Source organism: Wenjunlia tyrosinilytica (assembly GCF_014646055.1).
GTDB lineage: Bacteria > Actinomycetota > Actinomycetes > Streptomycetales > Streptomycetaceae > Wenjunlia > Wenjunlia tyrosinilytica.
Genome location: NZ_BMMS01000006.1, coordinates 249817 through 265849 on the forward strand (window position 1 = coordinate 249817; position 16033 = coordinate 265849).

Sequence of the window (16033 nt, forward strand, 5' to 3'; positions counted from 1 at the left end):
GACTGCGGCTTGGCAGCCGCCCCCCTGCCGACTGTGTTTCCACATGTACGGCCTTGAGCAACGATGGCGCGAAACGACCGCCGCGCCAAGGGAGTTGACATGGTGCGGGCGCTTCGTGCGCGCCCGTCGGCTCGTTGGCCCGCCCTCAGGTCCGGGCCGCGGAGGGGGCGGCCCGGACCGGCCGGTCCCCACTTTGGCATGTGCGCGCTGCGCCCCAACTGCCGCTTCCGGGCCTGCCCTCTGGCACCATGTTCCTGAGTTCCCGGAGTTCACCGGGCCCCTGATGTGTTCGATCGGGCTTCGCCGGCGACTCGGGCCAGTTGTCCACAGCCTGTGGAGGCGGCATGCGGTGGTTGGTGGGGTGGAGCAGCGCTCCCCTGCGCCTCGGCATGGCATCGCGCCGGACTGTGCTCCCGGTAGGGGCCCAACTCCTGTGGGACGACCCCGATCCCCTGTGGGCCGTCGGGGACTGGCGGCCGGACGAGGTCCGCGTGGTCGACGCCGAACCCGGCAGGCCCGCGCACGCCGGAGCCCGCAATGGGAACGGGACCACACCCTCGCGCCTCGCGATTCTCGGCCGATGCCGGGCCACGGACGCCGAGTTGAAACTGGGCCTGTACACCGCGCGCGGCGGGGCGCTGCGCCATCTGACCGCCTGGCCCGGCAGTTACACCGCCGTCCTCCAACTCGGGCGCAGGACAACGGTGCTGGGTGACCTGGCCGGAGCCCGCCCGGTCTTCCACACCCCGTGGCAGGGCGGCACCGCCTATGCCACCGCGGCGCTGCCGCTCGCCGACCTCGTCGAGGCGGGGCTCGACGTCGAGTACCTGGCCGCGCTCCTCGCCTGTCCCGACTCCCCGGAGGCGCTGGGGGAGGGGACCCCCTATCTGGGGGTGCGCCGGGTGGCACCGGGCCGCGCGCTCGTACTGCGCGAGGGCCAGCCCCAGATCACCGGCTACGAGCACGCGGCCTCCCTCGCCGGGGGCGCCACCCCCCGCTCCGCCGACGAGGCGGTGGAATCGATCCGCGACGCCCTCGTCGACGCGGTCCGCGCGCGGATGGAAGCGCCCCGGGTGATTCCGGCCGACGGGCCCGGCGGACCCGCCTCGGGGGTCGGCGCCGATCTGTCGGGCGGCAGCGCCTCGGCGACGCTCGCCCTCCTGGCGGCGGGGCTGCCGGGGGCGCCGGGCATCCCCGGATCGTTCGCCGCCTCCTCGGGGGAGCGGCTGCTGGCGGTGACGTTCAACGACATGTCCACCGGCGCCGTCGACGGCCGCGAGGCCGAACTGGAACGCGCCCGGCGGATGGCGGCCGACCCTCGGCTGCGGCATGTCGTCGTCCCCGGGGGCGCCGAGGCGCTGCCGTACGCGTACCTGAGCGAGCTGCCGCTCACCGACGAGCCCGGACCCGCCCTCGTCACGGCGGAACGCAACCGTCGGCGGCTCGCCGCGGGAGGCGCCGACCACCTCGTGGGGCACGGCGCCCGGCAGGTGCTCGACGCGCACCCGGCCCGCCTCGCCGACCTCCTGCTCGACCGGCGCCGCCGCAGCCTGCTGCGCCCGGCGGCGGCGCTGGTGCGGGCGGACGGGCCCTCGGCGCGGGCGGCGCTCATCCCTTTCTCCGTGTACCGGGCGGCCCGGCGGCTGGCCCGCACGCCTTATCAACAGGGTGTGGAGGAGGCCGCCGCCCGGCTGCTGGACCGGCGCTTCGGCGGGCCGATGGAGCGAGGCGCGTCGCTGGAGGCGTCGCTGGACGCCCTGAGCTGGTGCCGACCCGGTCCCGCGGCCCGCTGGCTGACGGGGGAGACCCTTGCTGGAGTATCGATTCGGCTGAGTGACGCGGCCCGGCGGCCGGGGCCGGTGGAACGTCCGGGGGAACGGCGGGCACGCGCGATGCTGAACCGGCACGCCGCCGACCACCGGGTCTTCGAGCAGGCCGCCGAGGTCCATGGGCAGCGGGTGCACGCCCCGTTCCTCGACAACCAGGTGGTCCGCGCGTGCGCGGGCCTGCCCGAGCACTGGCGGGTCCAGCCCGACGCCAGATCGGCCGTGCTGCGGGCGGTGCTGGCGGGGTCGGGGATCCGGGACCTGCCCGAGGGGTGGGGCGCCAACACCCATCTGTCCACGGAGACGGCCGTCAGGGCGGGGCTGAGAACGGCGCTGGACGAACTGATCGACGTCTTCCACGCGCCCTTGCTGGCGGACGCCGGACTGATCGACGGCCGGGTCGTGCGCGACGCCCTGGTCGAGGCGGCGAACGGAGCCCCGCTGCCGCTGGACGGGCTGGCGGAGCTGGTCTCGACGGAGGTGTGGCTCGGCCGCCTCCTCAGCCGCCGCGGCTCCTGCTGGACCGGCACGGACGCCCCCCGCCAGCGAGCGGTGGCAGCGGGCGTCCCCCGACCAGGCGCAGGCGGCGGCGCGGTCCCCCTGATGTGAGACGCGCTCAGCGCCGCGCCGGCGAGGCGTCATGCCTGCGCGCGGGTGGCACTGACGCCCGTGCGGCGCACCCGGGCATGCGGCGCGGACGGGCCCGTGACGCCGACAGATCTGGCGTTCGCCAGAGGCTTTGGTGGGGCGCCCCTCGCGCGGTGACAACGGAGAGTATGGCGCCCAGGGGGTGCGAGGCGCCCGTGGTGCGAGGTGCCCAGGGGTGCGAGGCGCCCACGGCACATGGCGCCCATGGCGCTAGGTGCCCATGGATCGGACGTCCGCCATGGTCCTGGTGGGGTGCGGCCCGCTCGGTGACAACGTGGAGTGCGGCGCCAAGGGGTGCGAGGTGCCCGTGGTACGTGGTGCCCACGGCACGTGGCGCCCGGGGGGTGTGAGGCGCCCGTGGTACGAAGGCGTCCAGAGGTGCGAGGCGCCCCACGGCGCATGGTGCCCATGGATCGACCGTCTGCCATGGTCCAGGTCGGGCGCCGCTCGCGCACCGACAACGGGGAGTATGGCGCCCAGGGGTAAGAGGTGTCCGTGGTACGTGGTGCCCAGGGGTGCGAGGTGCCCAGGGGTGCGAGGCGCCCGTGGTGCGGGGGCGTCCAGGGGTTCGAGGCGCCCACGGCGCATGGGTCGGTGTGTGGTGCCCGTGGTACGAGGCGCCGCCCACGGCACATGGCGCCCTTGGCGCTAGGTGCCCATGGATCGACCGTCCGCCATGGTCCTGGTGGTGGGGGGCCCGCGCGGTGACGAGGGGGCGTGCGACCCCATCGGGCGTGTGCGACGCGGGTTCGCGTGCCCGTCGAGGGCCCCGTTCATGGCCTGGCGGCGCCCACCGATCCGGCCTCCCACCATGGCCCGCCGGGGCGCGGGCCGCGCTGCGAGGCCGGGGACCTACACAATGGAGCGGTGCGGTATTTGATCCTGGGCGCCACGGAGGCGCGTGATGAGCACGGTGGGGCCGTGGCCCTCGGGGGCGCCCGGCTGCGGGCGCTCCTCGCCGCGCTCGCCCTGCGGCCGGGCCGCCCGGTCCCCGTGGACGTCCTCATCGACGAGGTGTGGGGAGCCGACCCGCCCCAGGACGCGCCGAACGCCCTGCAGGCCCTGGTCTCCCGGCTGCGCCGCGGCCTCGGCCGTGACGCCATATCCTCCGGGCCCGGCGGCTACCGCCTGCACGCCGAGCCCGACGATGTCGACCTGTTCGCCTTCGAGCGGCTGACCGCGCGCGCGGGAGCGGCGCTCGACAGCGGGGACCCGGAGGCGGCGACCTGCCTGCTGGACGAGGCTCTGGCGCTCTGGCGCGGCCCCGTCCTCGCCGACCTCCCGGACCGCGCGGCCGCCGCCGCCCGCCCCGAGGGCCTGCGCGTCACCGCCCTGCACCGCCGGGCCGAGGCCGAACTCGCGCTCGGCCGCCACGACGAGGTGCTGCCCCAGCTCCAGGAACTCGTCGCCGAGCACCCCCTCCGCGAGCCCTTTCGCGCCCTGCTGATCCGCGCCCTGCGCGCGGCGGGACGGCAGGCCGACGCGCTCGCCGCCTACGAGAACGCCAGACATACCCTCGTCGAACGCCTCGGCGCCGACCCCGGCCCGGAACTGCGCGCCCTGCACGAGGAACTGCTGAGAGAGGAGGCCCCCCGGCCCGAGCCGCCCCGCCGGCGCCGCCGCGGCAACCTGCGGGCCCGCCTCACCAGCTTCGTCGGCCGCGAGAGCGAGCTGCGCTCCATCCGCGACGAACTCGAGCGCGCCAGGCTCGTCACCCTCACCGGCCCCGGAGGATCCGGCAAGACCCGCCTTTCCGAAGAGGTCGCCGACGACCTCCAGACCCACTACTGCGACGGCGTGTGGATCGCCGAACTCGCCCCCGTCGAGCACCCGGCCGCCGTGCCCGGCACCGTCCTCAACGCCCTCGGCGGCCGCGCCACCACCGTCTACAGCCGGGCCCGCGACGGCATCACGGCCCTCGACTCCGCCGACCCCTCAGCCCGCCTGCTCGAACACTGCGCCAACCGCCGCCTCCTTCTCGTGCTGGACAACTGCGAGCACCTGATCGCCGCCTGCGCCGACCTCGCCGACACCCTGCTCGCCGCCTGCCCCGGCATCACCGTCCTCGCCACCAGCCGCGAGCCCCTGGGCGTCCCGGGCGAGGCCGTGCGCCCGGTCGAACCGCTGCCTCCGCCCACCGCCCACCGCCTGTTCGCCGAACGCGCCGCGGCCGTGCGCCCCGGCTTCGACCCGGACGAGGACCGCGCCGCCGTCGCCGAGATCTGCCGCCGCCTCGACGGCCTGCCCCTGGCCATCGAACTCGCCGCCGCCCGCCTGCGCCTGCTCACCCCGCGCCAGATCGCCGACCGCCTCGACAACCGGTTCCGCCTGCTCACCCTCGGCAGCCGCACCGCCCTGCCCCGCCAGCAGACCCTGCGCGCCGTCGTCGACTGGAGCTGGGAGCTGCTCACCGAGCCCGAACGCACCCTGCTGCGCCGCCTGTCCGTCTTCGCCGGCGGCTGCACCCTCGCCTCGGCCGAGGAGGTCTGCTCGGGCGAGGGCATCGAACGCGAGGACGTCCTCGACCTGCTCGGAGCACTCGTCGACAAGTCCCTGCTCGTCGCAGAACAGTCCCGGGAGCTCCCCGAGGACGGGTTCCGCTACCGGATGCTGGAGACGATCCACGAGTACGCCTCCGAGAAGGCCGCCGGCAGCCCCGATCAGGCGGCCACCGCCGACCGTCACGCCGCCGGTGTCCGCGAGTTCGTCCGCGTCGCCGAACCCCACCTCAAAAGCGCCGGGCAGCTGCGCTGGTTCGCGCGCCTCGAGGCCGAGCACGACAACATCCGCGCGGCACTGCGCCACTGCCTCACCCAACGGGACGAGGAGTCCGCGCTCGCGATCACCAACGCCATGTCGTGGTTCTGGGTCCTGCGCAACTACCGCGACGAGGCGACCGCCTGGCTCACCGCCGCCGTCGCCCTCGGTTCCCCGGACGGCCCCGGGCAGCCGCTCGACCCGGACGATCCCCTGTACTGGCCGCGCATGGACGCCCGCCTCTACCTGCTCTTCTACGTCGCCGAGGCGAAGGGCGAGAGCAGCCGCAGGACCCGGGAGAACGCCGAGCTCTCACATATGATCATCGACGCCTACGGCGGATCCGGTCCGCACATGGCCCGGATGCCCGGGGTGCTCTGGGCGTTCGCGGGGTTCATGGCCTTCGGAAGCCCGCAAGTGCTGCCACGGGCCCGGAAGACGGTGGCCGCCTGCCGTCAGTACGGCGGCGCATGGGAGCTGGCCATGGCGCTGCTGCTGTGCGCGCTGCTCTCCACCGACCAGTACGGCGGCCTGAAGGACAGCGACCGCGACGTGGACGAGGCCATGGCCCTGCTCGGCGACGTCGGCGACCTGTGGGTGCGCGCGCAACTCCTCGGCGCCAAAGCCGAGATCAACACCTTCCGCGGTGACTACGACGCCGCCCATCAGCGCTACGAGGAGGCGATCCGCCTCAGCGAGGAGCTCGGCGCCGACCACGAGCGCCCGTTCCTCACCGTCCGCCTCGCCGACCTCGCCTACCGGGCCGGCGACTTCGACGAGGCCGAGAAGCTGATGCGCGCCGCGGAGGAGGAGTCGGAGACCTACGGGGTGTGGGACGCCCGCACATACTCCCGCTATCTGGCGGCGGCGGTGCATCTGCGCAGGAAGCGGGTCGCGGATGCCCGCGCCCAGGTGGAACTGGCGCGACGGGAGGCGGACCAGGGAGCGCCCCCGCCGATGTTCACCGCCGCCGTCGCCTGCCTGTCCGCGCGCCTGGACCTGCTCGACGGCAACGCCGCCCGGGCCCGTCTGAACTGCCGGCAGGCCCTGGACATCGCCCTCCAGGACAAGTGCGACGAACGGCTCTACGCCACGATCCTGGAGGCGGCCACCCTGATCGACGCCGAGCACGGTGATCCGGCGCGGGCGGCACGGCTGCTCGGCGCGGCCACCGCGATGCGGGCCGGGCTGCCCCGTTCCGTTCCCGAGCAGGACGACGTCGAGGCGGCGCTGGAACTGCTGCGCCCGGTGCTCCCCGCGCAGGCGCTGGCGGCCGCGCTGGCGGAGGGGGAGCGGCTGAGCGGTGCCGAGGCGGCGGCGCTGTTCGGCGAGGCCTGACGACGGCTGTCCCCGGCACCGGTCCCGCTACCGGCACGTGATCCTCGCGTCCGCCCAGTCCGCCAGGTCCACCAGTTCGACGAGGTGGGCGGGGCGGGCGACCAGGCGGACCGTGCGGTGGCCGGTGAGGTTCACGCTGACCGGTACGGCCTCGTCGCCGGCCTCCACCACACGCGAGCGGAACAGCCGGGTGCCGCCGCCGTAGACCTCGAAGCGGGCCGCGCCCAGGCCGAGGCCCAGATCGTCGATGCCCGCCATGGCGTCGAACGAGGCGCAGGAGCGGTTCAGGTCGATGGTCACCGACGAGGGCGCGTGCACGCTCACACCGCCCGCGTAGGAGGTGCCGCCCACCCGCATACGGTGCCGCTGCCACATCCAGCTGCTCTCGCCCCGCCGGACCGTGGGCTCGTGGCCGCCGCCTCCCTCACCGCTCCACTTGAGCTCGTTGAGGGCGAAGACACGCGGCTTGGGGGGTTTCGGTGACTTGGACGGCCCCGGGGGGCTGGGCGGGACGGGCGTCGGCTTCGGCGTCGGATGGTGCGTCTGCGGAGGGTTCGGCCGCGTGAAGGTCGGCTTCGGCGCGGGGCCGAGCGTCGGCGGGGCGGGCCGCGGGGCAGTGCTCCCCGACCGGCCGGGCTTCGGTGACGAGCCCGCCCGGCGGTGCGGTGCGGCGGCCGGTGGCTCGGGTGCCGGGTTCGCGGACCCGGGTGTCGACGGATCGGATGAAGCGGGCGGCAGCGGTACCTGGGGCCCCACCGCGGGGGGCTTGGACCTCGCCCTCATGGGAGGCGCCCCGTCGTCGCTGATCAGCCCGGCGCCCAGCGCGACCCCGGCCGCGACGACGAACGCGCCCGCACCGATACCCACCTTCGCGGGCAGTCCCAGGCCCTCGGACGCGGCGGCCGAGCCGCCCGAGGCGCCACCGGCGGACCCTCCCGCGGAACCTCCCGCCGCCCCGCCCGCCGAGGCTCCTGCGGCCCCTGCCGCCGCCCCCGCCCCCGCGACCGCGGCCGACGTGGCGTACGCGGCACCGAACCAGCCGATGAACGCCGTGGGAAGGACAGCGCGCAGGGACGCGTTGACGTCGGCCAGTTCCACGGAGGCCGCCCTGCACCGGGAGCACTCGTCCAGATGCCTGCGCAACTCCCGGTCCGCGCGCAGACGCAGTGCCCCGCGCGCATAAGCGCCGAGACGGTCGGCGTACTGCCCGCACTCCTCCTGGCCTATGAGCGTCTCGCTCACGTGCGCCTGGAGGTACGCCTGACGCAGGCCTTCGCGCGCACGGTGCGCCAGTACAGCCGTCGCGTTGGCGGTCAGCCCGAGCAGCGGCGCCACCTCGCTGGGCGACTCCCGCTCCACCGCGGTGTGCCACAGCACCGCCTGCCACCGCTCGGGCAGGCTGCGGAACGCCCGTACCGCCATCGACTGGTCGGCCCGCTGCATCGCCCGGGCGTCCGCCGCGGCCCCGGTGGCGCCGGCGGCCGTCGAGGAGCCCGCCGCGGTGACGGCGAAGACCGCGAAGTCGTCGACCAGGTGCTCCCGCTTGGCGGTGTTCCCCCAGGACGCCGCGACCCGGCGCACGGTCGTCAGGAGATACGCGCGAACCGCCACATCGGGTCCGCTTCCCCCGCGCACCGCCTGAAGGGTGCGCGCGAAGACCTCACCGGTCAGGTCCTCCGCGGTGTGCGCGTCACGGCAGCAGCCTCGCGCGTAGCGGCGCACCGCGTCGGCATGGCGCCGGTACAGCAGCCCGTAGGCGCTGTCGTCGCCCGAGCGCACCCGGGAGATCAGCTCGGCGTCGGAGACCGGACCGTCGAACTCGTCAGCCTCGTCACGCGAGGCCCCGCCACCGGACGACCCGCCACCGGAAGCTCCACCAGCGAAAGCCCCGCCCGCAGGAGGCCCTCCACCGGAAGTCCCCGCGCCAGAAGTCCCCGCGCCAGAAGTTCTCGCCCCGGACTTCCTCGTGCCGGAGGTTTCCGCGCGGGAAGCGCCCGCGGGCCCGCCCTGCCGGGGAACGTGCCCCGCCGGATGCTCCTGCCCCGGCGCCGTTCCCGGGGGCTCGCCGGGCCTCGGCCCGGAACCCTGTCCGGGCACCTGCCGTCGCGGCAGCACACCCTCTTCGCCGACCGGCTCGTCACGCCCGTCCGTCACGACGACCATCCCTGAGTCCGCCGCACGACCCGCCCCTGTGCGCGGCCGTCCGGATGCGGCGGCCGCACACGGCGGCCGCCCACTGGGTCAGGCTTGCACAGCGGCGTCCACCGTACGGCGGACATTGAAGGGATCCACCCGTCCGGGGACGTTCACCGCCCCCGGACTCGGGTGTCACTCGAACGAGGTTGTCTCCATCGCCTGTGCCAGCACCGGCGAGGAGGTCCGCTCGCCGACCCGCGCACGCAGGCCGTCGAGGAGGATCTCCAGCACCCGCGCGGACGCGGCCGCCTGCTGGTTGGCGTCCGGCAGCGAGGGAGCCGCCGTCGCTATCACCAGCAGGACGTCGGCGACGGTCACGTCGGGCCGGAGTTTGCCGACCCCTCGTGCCCTCTCCACCAGTTGGCCCACGACCTCCAGCAGCGCCGCGGCGCCGCTGTCCTCGACCGCGAGCCGGACCGGCGGAGCCTCGGCCACCGCGGCCCCGGCCATTCCCGCCACCGGTGCGTCCAGCCGCTGAGGCGGCATGTACCCGACCGAGGCGACGGGACCGGAGCCGAGCGCGTCGGCGACGGAGGCGGACGGCGATGCCACCGCCTCCGCCCCCGCCCGCAGCACCTGCGGGGGTAGCAGCCGGCCCGCACCCGAGCCCACCGCGTACCGCAGGAACCGCGTCAGAGCGGTCCACTCGTCCTCTTCCTGCACGAGCGCGGCGTGAGCCTGCTCGGTCAGCCGGGAGGTCTCCTCCTCGGCTATTCGCCGGACCAGGACGTCCTTGCTGGGAAAGCGCCGGTAGACCGTGCCTACACCGACCCTTGCCCGTCGCGCCACATCTTCCATCGGCGCGCCGTAGCCGAGCTCGCCGAAGACCTCACGCGCAGCGCGCAGCACATGCTCCAGATTTCGCTGGGCGTCGACGCGCAGGGGAGCCACCCGCCCGCTGCCGTTCGTGCCACCCGCGACCGAAGCAGTTGCCACCACTGCCGTCTGCCATTGAGGGTCCTGAATACGCATACTGCCCCCGAAAATGCAGTCTCCCCCCGGAGACTCCCCACCCCATGTGTCGTCGGCGTGCTCGGTGCTGCGCGCCGACGGGGTTAGAACATAGTTCAGCGCTGCACCAGAAAGAAGGGGTCGGGGCATATGCGCTCTTGACGGAACCGGGCGCTTCGGTCCGTCTACGCCGTCCGTCCGAGGTCCGTCCCGGGCGGTCGGACGGTGCGGTCACCCGCGTACACCCGCTCGCGTTCCCCTTGGCGGTGCGCTGGTCCGTCAGGGCGCGCGCGTGCCCTGTACGCCCCCGTGCGCCCCCTTATTGACCTGCGACGCCGCGAACGTGATCATGAGCCCGCGACGACTTCTTCCGACAGCTGTTGCGCCAGACCTGTAGACAAACCCAACCGGGGCAGGGCGTCATGGATGCGTGAAGGAGCCCGCACGCATCCTCGTCGTCGGCGGCGGCTACGTAGGCATGTACACCGCACTGCGCCTGCAGCAGAAGCTCAAGCGCGGTGAGGCGGACATCATCGTGGTCGAGCCGCAGCCCTACATGACCTATCAGCCGTTCCTCCCCGAGGCGGCCGCTGGCGCGATCTCCCCGCGCCACGTCGTGGTGCCACTGCGCCGCGTCCTGTCGAAGTGCCAGGTCATCGTCGGCGAGGCGAAGCGGATCAACCACGCCAAGCGCGTGGCCACGATCTCCACCCTCGCCAGCACCGAGGACGGCTCCGGCGACATCGACATCCCCTACGACGCGCTCGTGCTCGCCCCGGGCTCGATCTCGCGCACCCTGCCGATCCCCGGCCTCGCCGAGTACGGCATCGGCTTCAAGACCGTCGAGGAGGCCATCGGCCTGCGCAACCACGTCCTCGAGCAGATGGACATCGCCTCCTCCACCCGCGACGCCGACGTGCGCGCCGCGGCCCTCACCTTCGTGTTCGTCGGCGGCGGCTACGCGGGCGTCGAGGCTCTCGGCGAGCTCGAGGACATGGCCCGCTACGCCTCGCGGTACTACCACAACATCAGTCCCGAGGACATGCGCTGGGTCCTCGTCGAGGCCAGCGACCGCATCCTTCCCGAGGTCGGGGAGGAGATGGGCAAGTACACCGTGCGCGAGCTGCGCCGCCGCAACATCGACGTGCGCCTGGAGACCCGCCTGGACTCCTGCGAGGACCGCATGGTCGTCCTCAGCGACGGTGAACGGTTCCGCAGCCGCACGATCGTGTGGACCGCGGGAGTCAAGGCGCACCCGATGCTGGGCGAGACCGACCTGCCGCTCAACGGGCGCGGCCGGCTCAAGTCCACCGCCACCCTCCAGATCGACGGCGTCGAGGCGGCCTGGGCCGCGGGTGACGCCGCCGCCGTCCCCGACCTCACCCACCCCGGGCAGGAGTGCGCCCCCAACGCTCAGCACGCCGTGCGCCAGGCCAAGGTCCTCGCCGACAACGTCGCCGCCCACCTGCGCGGCGAACCGCAGCAGGAGTACCGCCACTCCTACGCGGGCTCCGTCGCCTCCCTCGGCCTCCACAAGGGGGTCGCCTTCATTTACGGCCGCAAGATCAAGGGCTGGCCCGCCTGGTTCATGCACCGCACCTACCACCTCAGCAGGGTCCCGACCTTCAACCGGAAGGCCAGGGTGCTCGCGGAATGGACCCTCGCGGGCCTGTTCAAACGGGAGATCGTCTCGCTCGGCTCGCTCGAGCATCCACGCGCCGAGTTCGAGCAGGCGGCGGGCTCGCTCCAACCCCCGAAATCATGAACGAGGCATAGAACGCCTGATCGGCGCGCACCTCGCCGCAGACCCTCCGCGGTGCCCCGGTGCCGCAGGGTGTCTGCGCGATCGGCCACACTGAGAGCGTGACCATGCGTGCCCCCCTTCCTGCAAAGAGTGACAATCGCGAGGAATCGGACGTTTGAACCTCACGCGTTGGAGCGCCCGGCTCCCCGGAACACAGCGGCGCACCGCCTCGGCACCCCGCGGCGAACAGCGGCCCGCGCAAGCGGCGCCGCCCGGCGGCGTACCCCCGGCCAGGGGCGAGCACGGTCATCCCGAGCCGCACCCCGCCGAAGGTGTCTCCGTCCACGACGTCCTCGGCCAGGTCCCGGCCCTGATCGCGGTCACCTACGGCCCCACCCACCGCATCGGGTACGTCAACGGGGCGTACGCCCAGGTCTTCGGTGCCCGGGGCGCGGGAGGACCCGCCCGCGACGGACTGCCCGAGCTCGCCGAGCTCGGCCTGCTCTCCCTCATGGACCAGGTCTACCGAAGCGGCCGCCCCCGGACCGTCAAGGCCCGGCGCGTCACGTACGCGGGCGACGGCGGGGGCGAGCCGCGCCACGGCTACTTCAGCTTCGTCTGCACACCCATCCGCGCGGGCCGCCATCCCGGAGAAGCACTCGGAGAGGCCGCCACCCTGACCGAGGCGGCCGCCGCCGACTCCGCTGCCGCCGACTCCGCTGCCGCCGGCGCCGCCCAGTCCGGCGCCGCCCAGTCCAGTGACGTCCAGTCGGGCGCCGCCCAGGCAGCCACGGCCGCCGACGAGCTCGACACCCCCACCCGGCGCATCAGGCGCCGTTCGGCCCACGCCGCCCCCGACGTGCGAGGAGTCCTCGTCTTCGGCGCCGACGTCACCGATCAGGTGCGGGCCGCCGAGCGGCTCCGGGAGAGTGAACGCCGGCACCGCGAGGCAGCCGTCACCCTCCAGCGCAGCCTCCTGCCGCAGGAGCTCGAACAGCCCGACGACATCCGGGTGGCCGCCACCTACCAGCCAGGCGGAGCCGACACCGCCGTCGGCGGGGACTGGTACGACGTCATCACCCTCGGCGGCGGCCGCACCGCCCTCGTCATCGGCGACGTCATGGGTCGCGGTGTGCGCGCGGCAGCCGTCATGGGGCAGCTGCGCACGGCCGTGCGCGCATACGCCCGCCTCGACCTGCCGCCGCACGAAGTCCTGCAACTGCTGGACGGCCTCGCTGCCGAAATCGACGCAACGCAGATCGCCACATGCGTCTACGCCGTCCACGATCCCAATGAGTCCCGGCTCACCTACGCATCCGCGGGGCACCTGCCCATCCTCGTCCGCGACGCCGACGGGACCGTGCGCAGCGCCGAGGAGGAGTGCGGCCCACCCCTGGGCGCGGGCGGCTGGATGCACACCTCCGGCTCCATGTCGCTGGGCCCCGGCGCCACCGCAGTCCTCTACACCGACGGCCTCGTCGAGCGCCGCGGACAGGACATCGACGACGGCCTGGCCGCCCTGACCACCGCGCTCGGCGGAGCCACCGGCACGCCGCAGGTCATCTGCGACCGCTTGCTGAGAGCGCTGGGCATCACCGCCGACCACGACGACGACGTGGCCGTGCTCGTCCTTCAGCTCCCGGACCACGAAGGCGTCGACGCCGAGCTGTTCCGCAACGCCTCCCTCGACCTGCTCGGAGGAGTCGAGGCCACACCCCGGGCCAGGGCCTTCGCCTCCGGAGTCCTGGCCAGCTGGAGATTCACCGACGAGCTGCGCGACCTCGGCGTCCTCGCCGCCAGCGAACTCGTCGCCAACTCCCTCCAGCACGGCGTCCCGCCGATGCGGCTGCGCCTGCGCCGCACGGACCGCCGCCTGATCATCGAGGTCACCGACGGGGACGAGCACCTGCCGCGCAGGGTCAGCGCGGAGCCGGCGGACGAGAAGGGGCGCGGCATCTCCATCGTCGCGACCATCGCCTCCTCCTGGGGCGCCCGCCGCACCCCGGACGGCGGCAAGGCCGTGTGGTGCGAGTTCGCCCTGCCCGGCAGATGAGCCGGACAGGGCGGATGGGCCGGAAGGGTGGATGGGCCGGACAGGGCGGAGGTGGTCCCGGCAGCGACTTCGGGCCGATCACCGGGTCCCGGATCCTCGGCTGCGGCGTCAGGCGGCCTTGGCCACGTCGGCGCTCCGCGGCCGGACGGCCTCGACGGCCCTCGCCGGACGCGGCGGGCTGTCCTGCCTGGCGCTGAGGTGGCGGCCCAGCCGCACACCCAGGACCGCGATGAGCAGCGAGCACAGGACGAGCGAGACGATGTACGTCCCGTAGAGCCCCGCCCCGGCCAGCACACCGCCGAACGCCGGTCCCACGGCGAGCGCGCTCTGCTTCACCAGGGCGAACGCCGAGTTGTACCGGCCCAGCATCGACTCGGGCGCGAGCTCGGCCACGAGCGGCGCGACCGTGGGCGCCAGCAGGGCCTCACCGAGGCCGAAGAGCGCGTAGGTGCTGACCAGCGCGACCGTCGCCACCACGTGCGAGGCGAGCAGGCCGGAGAGACCGGCGACCACCCAGGCCACGAACCAGATCACGCCCACCGACGCGATGACCCGGCTGCGGCGCGCCCGCTCCACGAGCCTGAGGACGAGGAACTGGGCGATCACGATCATGGAGGTGTTGGCGGCCAGCGCCACCCCCAGCGTCGCGGGCGAGACATGGGTGACCTCGGTGGCGAATGCCGCGAGCCCCGACTCGAACTGCCCGTAGCAGGTGAAGAAGACCACGGCGCCGAGCACGCACAGCCGCACCATCGCACGGTCCCTCAGCAGGACCCGCAGGCCGCCGCCGGGAACGCTGTCCTGTGGGAGGGCGTCGTCGATGCGCGGGGTCCGCGGCAGCCGCACCGTGCCGACGACCGCGCCGAGCACCAGGAACATCACGGAGTCGATCGCGAAGAGCAGGGTAAAGCCGGCCGGGCTCGAGGTGTCCACGATCAGCCCGCCGATCAGCCCGCCGATGCCCATCCCCAGGTTGTTCAGGAAGAACTGCGTGGCGAACGCCCTGGACCGCGTCGCGCTCGTCGAGCACCAGACGATCATCGTGGCGAGCGCGGGCTGGATGACGGCCATCCCCACACCGATGAGCACGGCGGCCACCATCATCTGGGGAGCGGTCGTCGCCAGTCCGAAGTTCAGCGCGCCGAGCGCCGCCGCGACGGAACCCGCGACCAGCACCGGACGGGGCCCCCGCCGGTCGATCACCCGTCCCACGAAGGGCAGCACCGCGAACGCGGCCAGGGCGAACGTCGCGAAGACCGCCCCCGCCGTCCCCGCACCCACGTGCCGCACCTGCGAGACATAGATGAACAGGAACGGGACCGTGAACCCGTTGCCGAACGCCCCCAACGCGTTGCCGAGCTGGACCCGGCGCAGCGCCCCCTGCATGACAGTCACTCCCCACACCCTTCAGACAAATCTAAAGACTTCACACCTAAAGTTCAGACTTGAACTGTATACTAGTGAAGACTTAAAGGCGAATGGGTTGGTGGCATACTTTCCGCCATGACTTCAGTCCCAGGCGATCCCGCGGAGCCCGACCTCGACGAGCAGGTGGCGATCTACCAGCGGGAGTTCCCCGAGGTGGACCCCCAGGTCGAAACGATCGTGTCCGCACTGTCCCGCCTTAACCGCCGTATGAACGTCGCCTACAGCCGACAGCTCACCGCCCTGGGCATCACCAACGCCGAGTGGGAGGTGCTCAAAGCACTCGTCCTGGTCGGTCGGCCCTACCGGCTCGGCCCCGGCGACCTCGCCAAGCGCCTGGGGCTGACCCCGGCGGCGATGACCCACCGTGTGGACCGGATGGTGGCCGACGGCCTGGTGACCCGGGCCAGGGACGAGACCAACCGGGTGCGCGTGAATATCGAGCTGACGGCCGAGGGGCGCGACAAGTGGCTCGAGGCGATGCGCATGGCCGCGGGCTTCGAGGCGGACGTCGTCCAGGACCTCAGCCCGGAGGAGCGGGGCACCCTGGCGGGCATGCTGACCCGCATGCTGGTGCGCATCGAGGCAGCTCAGCCGGACGCCGACGGCCGGCTCAACGACCTCGGCTGATGGTCTTGGCCGATCCGGGCAGCCCGGAGGTTGACACGAACCTGCCCGGTGCGTAGTGTTCTCCGAGTTGTCCGGCGTGAGCAACGGACGCGGCGTCTGTCGCGGACGTCCCCGGGCAGCCATCCCGCAATTCATTCGCAAGAACTCAGCAGTGTTCGACGTGCTCGGGCATCTGTTTGCTTTTTTGTGTCTGAATTCGGAATGCGGTGGGGAACCGGCCCGATTGGCATCGGGCGGGGAGGATCCGCTAACGTTTCACTCGTCGGAACGGGCGGCGCGAGCCGGTCGGAAAGACACAAGCCGCGAAAGACTCGATCGGAAGATCTGATAGAGTCCCGAGCAGTGGAAGCCGAAAGGCCGAAGCGAATGAACGACCCGGCCGGCCGGGATCGGATCGAGAAAAAGATCTGATAAGCTGGAGAAACAAGAAGGGAAGCGCCCGGAGAGACCGGTGAAAGGGTCTTG

At 73.2% G+C, this 16033-nt stretch carries 8 protein-coding genes; 5 read left to right on the forward strand and 3 right to left on the reverse strand.

Annotation, left to right across the window (positions count from 1 at the left end; translation table 11 throughout):
- Nucleotides 1–344 precede the first annotated feature (344 nt).
- Nucleotides 345–2435: an asparagine synthase-related protein gene (locus tag IEY86_RS09340; protein WP_189131069.1), complete on the forward strand. Its 2091-nt coding sequence runs from the start codon at nt 345–347 to the stop codon at nt 2433–2435.
- Between the two features lie 906 nt (nt 2436–3341).
- Entirely contained in the window at nt 3342–6569 is a 3228-nt protein-coding gene (locus IEY86_RS09345; protein ID WP_189131070.1) for an AfsR/SARP family transcriptional regulator, read from the forward strand.
- Nucleotides 6570–6596: 27 nt separating this feature from the next.
- On the opposite strand, the gene IEY86_RS09350 is transcribed toward IEY86_RS09345, so the two are convergent.
- Together IEY86_RS09350 and IEY86_RS09355 are read right to left on the reverse strand one after the other, a co-directional pair.
- Nucleotides 6597–8732: a sigma-70 family RNA polymerase sigma factor gene (locus IEY86_RS09350; protein WP_189131071.1), complete on the reverse strand. Its 2136-nt coding sequence runs from the start codon at nt 8730–8732 to the stop codon at nt 6597–6599.
- 165 nt (nt 8733–8897) lie between these two features.
- On the reverse strand, nt 8898–9737 hold the full coding sequence (locus IEY86_RS09355) for a TetR/AcrR family transcriptional regulator (protein ID WP_189131072.1): 840 nt from the start codon (nt 9735–9737) through the stop codon (nt 8898–8900).
- Nucleotides 9738–10146: 409 nt separating this feature from the next.
- On the opposite strand from IEY86_RS09355, the gene IEY86_RS09360 reads away from it, so the two are divergent.
- Together IEY86_RS09360 and IEY86_RS09365 are read left to right on the forward strand one after the other, a co-directional pair.
- Nucleotides 10147–11481 carry an NAD(P)/FAD-dependent oxidoreductase gene (locus IEY86_RS09360; protein WP_189131073.1) on the forward strand — a complete coding sequence of 445 codons (1335 nt, stop codon included), beginning with the start codon at nt 10147–10149 and terminating at the stop codon, nt 11479–11481.
- 154 nt (nt 11482–11635) lie between these two features.
- Complete coding sequence (locus IEY86_RS09365; RefSeq protein ID WP_189131074.1) at nt 11636–13513, forward strand: ATP-binding SpoIIE family protein phosphatase; 1878 nt, start codon at nt 11636–11638, stop codon at nt 13511–13513.
- A gap of 108 nt (nt 13514–13621) precedes the next feature.
- Here IEY86_RS09365 and IEY86_RS09370 read toward each other — a convergent pair whose 3' ends face one another.
- Entirely contained in the window at nt 13622–14899 is a 1278-nt protein-coding gene (locus IEY86_RS09370) for an MFS transporter (RefSeq protein ID WP_189131109.1), read from the reverse strand.
- 117 nt (nt 14900–15016) lie between these two features.
- Between IEY86_RS09370 and IEY86_RS09375 the strand changes: the two genes are divergently transcribed.
- Entirely contained in the window at nt 15017–15568 is a 552-nt protein-coding gene (locus IEY86_RS09375; RefSeq protein WP_189131075.1) for a MarR family winged helix-turn-helix transcriptional regulator, read from the forward strand.
- Nucleotides 15569–16033 lie beyond the last annotated feature (465 nt).

Coding starts and splice junctions, on each gene's coding strand:
- IEY86_RS09350 (WP_189131071.1), bottom strand. CDS start 8,732: ATGGTCGTCGTGACGGACGGGCGTGACGAGCCGGTCGGCGAAGAGGGT.
- IEY86_RS09375 (WP_189131075.1), top strand. CDS start 15,017: ATGACTTCAGTCCCAGGCGATCCCGCGGAGCCCGACCTCGACGAGCAG.
- IEY86_RS09340 (WP_189131069.1), top strand. CDS start 345: ATGCGGTGGTTGGTGGGGTGGAGCAGCGCTCCCCTGCGCCTCGGCATG.
- IEY86_RS09355 (WP_189131072.1), bottom strand. CDS start 9,737: ATGCGTATTCAGGACCCTCAATGGCAGACGGCAGTGGTGGCAACTGCT.
- IEY86_RS09370 (WP_189131109.1), bottom strand. CDS start 14,899: ATGCAGGGGGCGCTGCGCCGGGTCCAGCTCGGCAACGCGTTGGGGGCG.